Consider the following 12,002-nt stretch of genomic DNA (forward strand, 5'->3'; position numbering starts at 1 on the left):
ATGAACTTGCGTGTCAGTAAACCGTCGTGCGTGGCGTACTTGGGCATATGCCTTTTCTTTTCAGGAGGCAGGGTTGCCGGAGACACCCTCTATACCAACGATTTTGAATCGGGCATCGGGCCCGGGTGGTCTTTGGCCACGCTCGAAAGTTCGGTTCCGAACCCCTTCACCACCTTCAGTGGCCGGTTCAGCACCCACAATCAAACGCTCATGGTTAGCAATCTTGTTCAAGGCACTGCATACAGTGCCTTTTTTGATCTCTACATCATGGACTCATGGGACGGGGGCGCCGACCGGTTCAATGTGGACGTGGCAAGCTCCAACTATTTCAACCATTCCTTCCACTACAACGCCAGTAGCCAAACCTATCCCGATCCGCCGGATCTTGGGCCGGCCAGCTATGGCTTCTCCGGTTGGAACGATTCGGTCTACCGCAATGTGGAAGTCGTGTTTTTGGCACCATCCAACATAGTGCCGATTTCGTTCTATGGAACCGGATTGTCGGGGATAGGCGACGAGTCGTGGGGCATCGACAACATTTCGATCGAAACCTTGTCGCCTTCGTATATCGACACCACCTCGCTGCCAGATGGAACCGTCACCGAGTCGATCGACTGGTTCTCGGTTACGGCCATTCGCAACCTTTCCGAAGCCTCCGCCACCACCCCCGCCAACTATGATTTGCGCGGGGCTGGGCTGGATGGCTCCTTCGACACGCCCGACGACGCGCTCTACTCCCTTGCGCCTTCCTTCAGCGGAGGCAAGACTGTCACGCTTTCGATTGGGAACAACGCGCCGCTACAACCTGGCAACTACCGCTTCGTCACCACCACCAACCTGCAGGACAGCGCCACCGGCCCGGTGGTTGCCTATACGAACTTTTTCGAGCTCGTCGAAACCGCCAACCGCCTGGTCGAGGATCTCGACAACGGTAGCCTGGGTACTGCCGACAGCCTTAACCCGCTCCTGGAAACCCCTGCCGGAAGTGGCTTCCACTCCGCCGTGGCGCTGGGCAGTTTTTCGGGCGGGAGCGACTACGACTATTGGACATTCGATGCCGAGGCCGGCGATGTAATCACCGCCTGGACCGTGATGGACCGCGCCGGCACCTCTCCCTACCTCCGGCTGCTCAACGCCTCCGGAGCCGTTGTGTTGTACGAACAGTCCAGGACGACCTCCACCACCTATTTCCAAACCTACACCGTTTCAACGCCCGGCACCTACTACCTGCAGGTGTTCCCCCAGTATGACGTCCAACCACCGGTGGGCTACCAACTGCGCCTCGATGTCGGCCGCGGCCGGCGCCTCGAAACCGAGAACAACAACAGCCAAGGGGAGGCCGACACGTTTGTGTGGACGGTGGATGGCAGCTCGCTCAAGGATGCCTCGGCGGGCGCGCTGTTCGGGAACGACGACTATCTCAACCTTGGCCACCTTTCCGGCGGCAACGCGATGTCGGTCAACCTGCGCTTCCCCGAAAGTAGCCAGCTCAATTCCGGCAATGTCAACATCGAGGTGCAGGCCTCCGGCGGCGGCGTACTCCATTCCACCAACACACCGCTTTTCGTCTACGATGTTGTCTCGAACACCACGCACTACCTCAAGATCAACACGCCCGACACCGACCTGCTTTCGCAATACGTGCTCGACTTGACAGTGCTCGACTCCGGCGAACCCGAAATCACTGCCGACACCCTCCCGCTGGAGGGTTCCACCAACACGGTCATCGTCGATCGCTTCACCGTTAACTTTTCCGAATACATGGACGTCTCCACCGTCACCGATTCCGCTTCGTGGATTTTAGTCTCCGACGGCGGCGACGATATCTTCGGCAATGGCAACGACGAGGTCTACACGGTTTCGCCGACCTATTCCGCCAGCACCCTCTCCGCCTCCCTCTACATCACCGACGGGCCGCTGCAGCCCGACCGGAACATCCGCCTCACCGCCACCACCAACCTGACCGACCGCGTCGGCAATCCCATGGCAGCACCCTATGTCCACGAGTTCCGCCTTGAAAACATCGACCTCTACATCCACGAAAACCGCAACAACGGCTCGATCGCCACGGCCACGCCGCTGGCGGCGGCCACTAATCTGGCCGATGGTTCGGTTGCGCACGTGCAAACCATAGCCGTTGGCGACAACCCGGTCGACGTCATCTCGGCCGACCTCGACGGCGACCTGAACCCCGATTTGATCACCTGCAACTACAATTCCCACACCGTCACCATTCTCGGCGGCAACGGTGACGGAACCTTCGGCGCGGCCACCAACATGGCCTCCGGCAGCAATCCGCGCCAGGCCGTGCTCGGCCACTTCAACGCCGACGCCTTCTTGGACCTCGCCGTGGCCAACGAATATTCCCACAATATTGGGGTATACCTCGGCCAGCCCGGCGGCACCTTTGCGGCGCCCGTGACCATTCCAACGCCCAACCGCCCCTTCGACGTCAAGGCCGGCGACATCAATGGAGACACCCATGTCGATTTGGCGGTGGTCAGCCACGATACCCACCAGCTTACCATTCATTTTGGCGACGGAACCGGCGCATTTGCAACGTCCACCAACCTTGCCACCGGCACCAATCCGCATGAGCTTTCGCTCGCCCACCTCAATGGCGACACCGACCTCGATGTGGTTGTCGCCAACTTCCCCGTCGACAACCTTTCGGTCTTCCTCAATAACGGCGATGGCACCCTCGCCGCCGCCGCCACCTATCCGGTCGGCGACGGCCCGCGCTGCCTTGTGGTGGGCGACACCGACAACGATAGCAAGCTGGATCTGGTTGTGGGCAACTATTATTCCGACAACGTGAGCGTACTGAAGGGCAACGGCGACGGCACCTTCGCCGCCGCCACGAACTATCCCGGTTGCAACGGCCCGGTGGACATCGAACTGATCGATCTCGATTCCGATGGCTTCAAGGATATCGCCACGGCCTCGTACGACGGATATCGACTCAACTTCTTCATCAACCAGGGCGACGGCACATTCGCGTTCTCCAGCTACCAGCACACCATCAACTACTATCCGCACTCGATCGCGGTCAACGATCTCAACGGCGACGGGCTGGACGATTTGGCCGTGCTCAACCCCTACTATGACCAGGTCTACAGCTATGTTGCCAACCCGCTCATCCTCCTGCCCGAGGATCCCGCCGGCGGCGGGCTGCGCACCGGCTTCGGGCGCGGCAACCGCTACAACTCCGCCGACTACGACTATTGGGCCTTCAGCGGCGAGGCCGGCGACAAGGTGCGCATGGCGGTCGAGGTCCCCGGCAACCCGGGCAGCAGCGGGCACTACTACGAGCTGGTGTCGCCCGAAGGCACGGTGCTCGCTGGATACTATACCGCCAGCAGCGGCTACGGGCAATCGCCTCCCATTACGCTCCCGTCGTCCGGGCGCTACACCATGCTCGTGCGGCATTGGTACAACTATTGGAGCGAATACCGCATCCGCGTGGCCATGGTGCCCGCATCGATGCAGATGGAAAGCGAAGGCAACAACAGCATCGGCGCGGCCGACCTCCTGACCTTCGATCCGGTGGGCGGCGGCCAGCTCGACGCGACCGTGGCCGGCTGCATCGACACCGTGGATACCGCCGGCGACTACTACAGCCTCGGCAACCTCACCTCCGGCACCGTCGTCAACGTATCGCTCTCCCAGCCGTCCCACAGTCCGTTGCAACCGGAGCTCGGCATGTTTGATGCCGACAGCGATCTCGTGGCCTTCACCTCCAACCTCGTACTGCACCTTGGCGGAACAGCGGCCGACTATGGCATCGTCAATCCCGCCACCAACTTCCCGACCTCCGCCTTCACCACCGAATTCTGGATGAAGACCTCCGATACTTCAAAGGATGGAACTCCCGTTTCCTACGCCCGCAGCGGGCAATACAACGAAATCCTGATGATCAACTACCGCAACTTCCGCCTGGCGGTTGGTGGCACGGAGACCACCTCCGGCATCGGCTCCAACAACGACCGTTGGAATCATATTGCCTGGACGTGGGATAGCGTCACAGGAACCAGCCTGCTTTATAAAAACGGCGAAATGGTCTTCTCCAACGGAAACCATCGTCTGGCCTACAATATGATTCAGAACGGTGCCTTCGTTGTGGGGCAGGATCAAGATAACTTGGGCGGCGGTTTTGCGACCAGCCAGTCGTTCCTCGGCGAACTCGATGAGCTAAGGATGTGGAACATCGTCCGCAGCCAGGCCGAAATCCAGGCCACCATGGATTCGGTCTTGGCCGGCAACGAATCCGGCCTGGTCAGCTATTGGAATTTCGAGGGGAACACCGCCGACGACCTGACGGCCAACGCAAACGACCTCGCGCTTTTCGGCAACGTCGATATCGTCGAATCCGACCGCACCGAATCCACGGCATGGCCCACCAACTTCCAATACACCACCACCACCAGCGGCGTCTACCACATCCGCGTGCGCGATGCGCTTGCGCAGGGCGACCTGAGCCACCAGTACATCCTCGATATTTCCCTGCTGGACGACGTTGCGCCGTTCATTGCCATGAACTCCCTCCCGGGCGAGGGCGCCGACTCTCCCGCCGTAACCGACCGCTTCACCCTCACCTTCTCCGAGGAGATGGATGCGGATTCCGTCAACAACACGGCCAACTATGAACTACGCTCCGCCGGCCCCGATGGCACGCTCGATACGGGCGACGACGAAATCTACACGCTCGTGCCCACCTATTCCACCGGTCTGGAGGCCTTCTTCATTATTTCCGACGGCCCGTTGCAATCCGGCGCCGTGCGCTTCACTGCCACCACCGGGCTGCTCGACCGCGCCGGCGCGCCGATGGCCGCCGACCACGTACGCACCTTCTCTGTAGCCGAGCCGGTTGGCTTCCATCTGGAAAGCCGCGATAACGGTTCGATCGCCGCTGCAACCTCGCTTGGAACCACGGTTTCCGGCGACCACGACGGCTCGTTCGTCGGCGCCGGTACGGTGGCTGTGGGCGCCTATCCCTATGCGCTTGTGTTGACCAACCTCAACTCCGACGCCCATCTCGACATCGCCACCGCCGACCATTCCGCAGGCGGCATCAGCGTGCTGCTGGGCAACGGCGACGGCACCTTCAACTTTTCCACCAATATGGCAACCGGAAGCGGCCCGGTGGGCATCGAAGCCGGCCTGCTCAATGGCGACGCCCACATGGATTTGGTCGTGCTCAATTACTATTCTGGCAATGCCTCCATCCTGCTGGGTGATGGCGCAGGTGGTTTTGCCGTCTTTACCAACCATAATACCGGCACCTATCCCCGCGATCTCTCGATTGCGGACATGGACAACGACGGCACCCTCGACCTGGTCGTCTGCAACGAATATTCCGACAACGTCGGCATCCTGCTCGGCAACGGCGACGGCAGTTTTGCTCCCATCGTCCTGCAACCCTGCGGCGACGCCCCGTTCGGTGTGGCCGTGGACGACCTCGATGGCGACGGCACCAACGATGTGGTGGTGGCCAACAACAACTCCGACACGATGGCCATACTCCTCGGCAACGGCGACGGCACCTTGCAGGCGGCGGTCAGCCAATATTCCGGCGACGCCCCGCGCAGCCCGTTGATTGCCGATGTGGATGGCGATGCCGTCAAGGACATCCTGATGGCCAACCTGAGCAGCGACAACACCGTCTTCTTCCGCGGACTTGGCGGCGGAACCTTCACCAACATGGGCGGTTGGTATACCGGCGATGCCCCGTGGGGCGATATGCCTGCGGCCGACCTCACCGGCGACGGCCTCCTCGATTTTGCCATTGCCCTGTATTATGGAAACCAGCTGGCCGTCATGGAGCAGCTGGACGATGGCTCGTTCGTCTCTGCCCGATACGGGGCTGGAAGCAATCCGATCGATGCTGCCATGGGCGATATCAACGAAGACGGCATGCCCGACTTTGCGGTCGTAAACTACGGCAGCCACAATGTCAGCATCCTGTTGGGCAACGAACGCGAAACGATTCCCGAAAACCCGCCGGGCTCCGGCCTCTACGGCAGCTTTGGCCAAGGCAACATCCGCGACGATGCCGACGTGGACTTCTGGAGCTTCAGCGCCGAGGCCGGCGACATGGCCACCGTTGCCCTGAGCCTGCCCGACCACCCGGATTCCAGCCGCCTGCGGTTCACGCTTTACCGCCCCGACGGCATTGAGCTCGGAACCTGGTATGGACTCGAAGACGGTGGTACGGGGCAGTCCTTGCCGCTCACGCTGCCGGTTTCCGGGCGCTACACCGTCAAGGTGTGGGAATACCATTCCTACCGCGGCGAATACCACATTGCCGTGCAGATCGCCAAGCCGCCGCTGCAGGCGGAATCGGAAGCCAACGACGGCACAGGTTCCGCCAATGTGCCCGTGTTCGCGCTCAGCGCCGGGCGGCAGGAGGCCAGTCTTGCGGGCTTCGGTTTGCGCAGCACCGGCTACGACTACTACAACCTCGGCAACCTCGCCTCCGGCACCGTTGTCCAGGCCGTGTTGGAGTTCCCTTCGTTCCACAACATGGAACCCGAATTGGAGATCGTCAATTCAGGCGGCACCCTCATCCCGCTCACGACCACCGGCACCACCCAGGTGCTCAACCTCGACGGCGCGTCCGACTATGTCCGCCATGCCACCACCAACTTCAATCCGCGCAGCGGAACGGTTGAAGGATGGGTCTACCCGCGCGAATCCTACGACTGGGGTTTCTGGCAAACCCACGACTCCGCCAGCGAAAACTGGGTGGACTGGATCGCCCTGTTTTCATGGACGAGCGATTCCTTCTACTACCGCATGGGCAATGGATCGTCGGGAACCGCCCAGGATCTCACCTTCAGCTCTTCCGCCAACATTCCGCCCTACCAGTGGACGCACATCGCGGCCACTTGGGAAGGCACCTCGATGAAGCTTTATCTCAACGGCACGCTGCGCGTCTCCCGCAGCAATGCCACGTTGCAGGACGTCATGGATCCGTTCGCCCGCATGGGCATCGGCCACGGACGCTGGCTCAATGGCTGGCTCGAAGACATGAGCGTTTGGAACCGCGCGCTTCCGCAGGCCGAAATCGAATCCGTACGCGACAATCCGCTCGTCGGCAACGAGTCCGGTCTGGTCGGCTATTGGGACTTCAACGGCGACGTGCTCGACGCCTCTTCGAGCGGCAACCACGGCGAACTCTTCGGCGATGCCTCGCTAGTGGCGGATGCCCCCAGTCCGCACGATGTGCAGACCAACCTCTACTACGTGACCGAAGGCAGCGGAACCTACTATATCCGCGTCCGCGCCGCCTACGGGCCGAAGGATGTCAAAACCCAGTACATCGTCCATCTCTCCACGTTCGATTCCACCATGCCGGTCGTCACCGATGAATCCCTGCCGGATGCCGGCAGCCCCAACGAAACGATCATCGACGATTTCACCGTCACCTTCTCCGAAGAGATGGAAGCCTCGACCGTTACGGAAGCCGCCAACTTTGAGCTGCTCTCGGCCGGTGCGGACGAACTGTTCGGTACCGGCGACGATGAACCCTATGCGCTCTCCATTGCCTACACCGCCGGGCTGACCGCCTCGTTCACGGTCGCCGACGGCCCGCTGCAACCCGGCTGGATCCGCTTCGTGGCAGGCACCAGTGTGACCGACCGCAGCGGAACCGCCTTGCAGGCCTACACCAATATCTTCCGCATCGTCGGGGTCGAAGGCTATCTCTACGAATCGCGCAGCAACGACTCTGGCGCCGAGGCCGACAGCCTGAACCTTTTCGCCACCAACCTGCTCGACGGCACCTTCTCCGTTGCGCAGACCTATGCCACCGGCACCGAGCCGCTCGACATGGTCTCCGGATTCTTCGATGCGGATGCAAATCTCGATCTCGCCGTGGCCAACTATGCATCCGACTCCGTTTCCGTCTTCCTCGGCAACGGCGACGCCTCCTTCGCCACCGCCACCACCCTCGCCGTCGGCGACGGCCCGCACGCCATCCTGTCCGCCGATCTGGATGCGGACGGTAATCCCGATCTCGTCGTGGGCAATCAGCTGGCCGACACCGTTTCCGTCCTGCTGGGCGACGGTTCCGGAAACTTCTCCAATTCCGCCTCCTTCTACTGCGGCAACGGGGCGACCCACCTGGCGCTCGGCGACCTCGACGGCGACGGCTTCACCAACGATCTCGTGGTGGCCAACCACGATGGCGACACCGTGGGCGTCATGCTCGACAACGGCGACGGCACCTTCGGCGCCGTAACGACAACCTATGCCGGAAACCAAGTCTATGGAGTGGCCATTGCCGACTTGAACCAGGACGGCACCAACGATGTTGCCGCGGCGATCCGCTACACCGATGTGGTTGCGATCCTTTGGGGCCAGGGCGGGGGAGTCCTGGGGGCAATCACCAACCTTCCCGCAGGCGACGAGCCGCGCCGGGTGCTGGCCGAGGATTTCAACCTCGACGGCAAGATCGATCTGGCGGTCGGCAACTGGAATGCCGACACCGTCAGCGTGCTGATGGGGGCAGGCGGCGGGGTGTTCGAACCTGCGCAAAACAGCTGGGTGGGCGATGCCCCGTGGCTCAGCGGCCAGGATGTCGATGGCGACACCGTGCTCGACCTGCTGGTGGCCTACGAAAACTCCGACTCGGTCGGCATCCTCTTCGGCGACGGCTTCGGCGGATTCGCCGCCCCGCAGGTCTCGGCCTGCGGCGACCGCCCCGTCAAGGTGCTCGCCGGGCAGTTCGATTCGCAACCCGGCCTCGAGCTGGCGGTCATCAACTATGATGGCGACTCGCTGCAGATCCTTTCGCCGGACTTCACCGATCGGCTGGCCGCCGACACGCCCGACGGTGCCGTACGCACCCAGCGCGCGCGCGGCAACATGCACGATTCTTCCGACTACGACTACTGGACGTTCGAGGGAGAGGCCGGCCACCAGTTGTGCATTGCAACCGACATTCCTCCGTACGGGAGCTACCAGCGCCTGCGCTGGCGCGTGTATCGTCCGGACAACGAAGAGCTGCTGTCCTATGTCTCCCCGCACTATGGCCGCGGCCAGACCGCGCCGGTTACGCTGCCGATGGGCGGGCGCTACCTGGTGCGTGTCGAAACCTACGACAACTTTTACGGCGAATACCGTTTCCGCATCACCACCGTGGCACCGCCGCGCCTGCTTGAATCGGAAAGCAACAACAACACCGGCGAAGCCGACGCGCCCAGCTATGTGCTCCAGCTGGGCAGCCGCTCCGCGCATATGGCCGGCTTCGTCCACGCCGACGACACTTCCGGCGACTACTTCCAGCTCGGCAACCTCGGCGTTGGCACCACCATCAACCTGGGGCTGGATTGGCCCGTGAGCAGCACGCTTTCGGCTTCGCTCGAAATTTACGGGCCGCAAGGGCTTGTGGCGCAGCTTTCGCCCGCCACCAACCTGGTGCATGCAACGACGACCAACGGCAACTTCTACGCCCGCGTCTCCGATGCCGCCTCCACGCGTGGCCTCGATGCGCAATACCTGCTCGACCTCACGCTGTCGGATGCCACCCCGCCGGAAATCACCAGCGTTTCGCTGCCGGACGATGGCTCGGAAACCACCGAGATCATCTCGTCGTTCACCATCGGATTCTCCGAGGCGATGGATGTTTTCTCGGTAACCAACCCGGCTCACTACGAGCTGCGCGGTGCGGGTACCGACGGTGTGCTTGGCAACGGCGACGATGAATTCTACACGCTTGTGCCCGGTTCCTATTCCGGCGGCTCAAGCATTGCCATGGGCATCTCCGGCGCGCCGCTGCAACCCGGCGACATCCGGCTCACGATCAGCACCGCGCTTTCGGACATCCTGGCCAACAATCTTGCGGCCGCGCATGTGCGCTCCTTCACTGTCGAGCCCGTCGATGGCTATGGCCTGGAAGACCGCGACAACGGAACCACCGCAACGGCGACGCCCATCGCGATGACGAACGAGCTTGTCAACCTGCGCGGGGGCGGCGCACGGGGTGCCCTGCAGAGTTCCTCCGATGTAGATCTCTTTGGGTTCTTTGCATCTTCCAACGATACCGTCGTCGTCGGAGCCGACCTGATGCTCGGCGGCACCTATACCCGCCTGCGCTTCCGTTTGGTTGACACCAACAACACGGTGCTGGCCGAATTCATCAGCCCGCACTACGACAACCGCGGCCAGACCGCGCCGTATACCATTCCGGCGGACGGCACCTACTATGTGCGCGTCAGCACATACGACAACTATTACGGCGAATACCGCATCCATGTGCTGGCCGCCCGCGACCCGCTGCTGCTCGAAACCGAGAACAACGGAACGGTCGGAACGGCGAATGCGATACCGTTGGACACCAGTCCGAGCAACACCGTTGGCAGCATCGGCGGCTATGTCAGCAACGTGGCCGACAACGACTACTTCGGCATCGGCACCGTTACCAACGACCAGACCATCCTCGTTGGCGTCCGCGTCCCGAACGATTCGGGGCTCGTACCGGTCGTCAGCGTCTACAATTCGGCTGGTGCCTACCAGGCCGAGGAAGGCGCAACCGGCGACGGCTCGGCCGAAGTACGCGTGACGGCGAACGATACCTACTTCGTGGTGGTGCGCTCCGGCGAAAACACCGGCGGCCTGGGCAAGGACTACATCCTGGATGTCGAAGTCCTGCCAACGGCATCCGTGGTGATCCCCAATCTCAGCATCACGGCTGTCAGCCCGCCTTCCGGCAGCATCGAGAGCGGCGACTCCGTCCTGATCGGCTACAGCGTCGAGAACATCGGTTCCGCATCGACCGTGGAAGGCAACTGGTTCGACCGCGTCGTGCTCTCCGGCAACAAGGTGATGGGCGACTCCGACGACTATCCGCTCGGCACCTTCGGCCATATCGGTAACCTGGACGTGGGCGAGGCCTACACCAACCAGCAGATGGTCGCGCTGCCCGACGGCATCAGCGGCAACTTCTACATTGTGGTCTACACCGACTTCGGCGACTTGGTCGACGAACGCCTGTTCGAGGGCGACAACATCGTGGCCTCGGATTCCACCTTCCCGGTGGCCTTGGCCGACTATCCCGACCTGACGGTCGAAGGGCTCTCCGTGAGCGGCAGCAACGAAGTGGGGCAGGTACTGACCATTGAATGGAACACCGCCAACCGCGGCTCCATCGCGGTGCCCGGTTCCGTCTCCGAACGCCTGCGCATCCTGCGGGCGGACAACAGCGCCGAACTTTACAGCCAGACCTACATGGTTTCCGGGCCGCTGGCCATCGATGCCGTCGTGCCGCATTCGGTCATGTACACCACATCGGTTGCGGTCGCCCACAACGTGGTGGTTGAAACCGACCATGGCGACGTCTACTACGAGTTCGATGCCACCAGCCACGCCTCGGCCGAACAAAACAGCGAATCGGTTCTCGCGCCGGTCTACAACTACTACGACGTTTCCGTGGCGGCCAGTCCGGTGGCGGGCGGTTCGGCTTCCGGTGCCGGCCATTTCCGCTCCGGCACCATTGTCACCGTCACCGCCGCCGTCAACACCAACGTGCTGCCATACGCCTTCTTCAACTGGACGGAATACGGCGCGTTCCGTAGCGTTTCAACGAACTATTCGTTCCTGCTCTCGCGCAACTTCAACCTCGTGGCCAACTTCGGCTTGCCGCAGTTTACCATCACTGCGCTGCGCATACCCCAGGCCGGGGGGGCGGTCACGGGCGCGGGTTCGTATGATTATGCCACCACCAACATCCTGCGGGCCTACCCGAATCCGGGCTATGGGTTCGACCACTGGCAGGAGGGGGCGGTGCACCGCGGCACGTCGCTCACCGTCACCAACGTGCTCTACGGCGACCGCGAAATGAGTGCCTACTTCTACGAACTGAATCCGTACCACACGGTCACCACCGCCTCCGATCCTGCCGGCGTGGCTTCCGTCTCCGGCGCGGGCTTCTACACCAACGGCACCACCGCCACCTTCGCCGCACCGCAGATGACGACCAACGGGCCGAACCGCTACATCTT

At 62.2% G+C, this 12,002-nt stretch carries 1 protein-coding gene (running past one end of the window); it reads left to right on the forward strand.

All coding sequences use genetic code 11. From position 1 onward, the window contains the following. On the forward strand, positions 1-12,002 hold the 5' portion of the coding sequence (locus tag E9954_RS22850; protein WP_136081603.1) for an FG-GAP-like repeat-containing protein. The gene runs 7,369 nt beyond the window's last position; only the first 12,002 of its 19,371 coding nucleotides appear in the window; it begins with the start codon at positions 1-3; the stop codon falls past the right edge of the window.

It is taken from the genome of Pontiella desulfatans, from assembly GCF_900890425.1.
GTDB classification, from domain to species: domain Bacteria; phylum Verrucomicrobiota; class Kiritimatiellia; order Kiritimatiellales; family Pontiellaceae; genus Pontiella; species Pontiella desulfatans.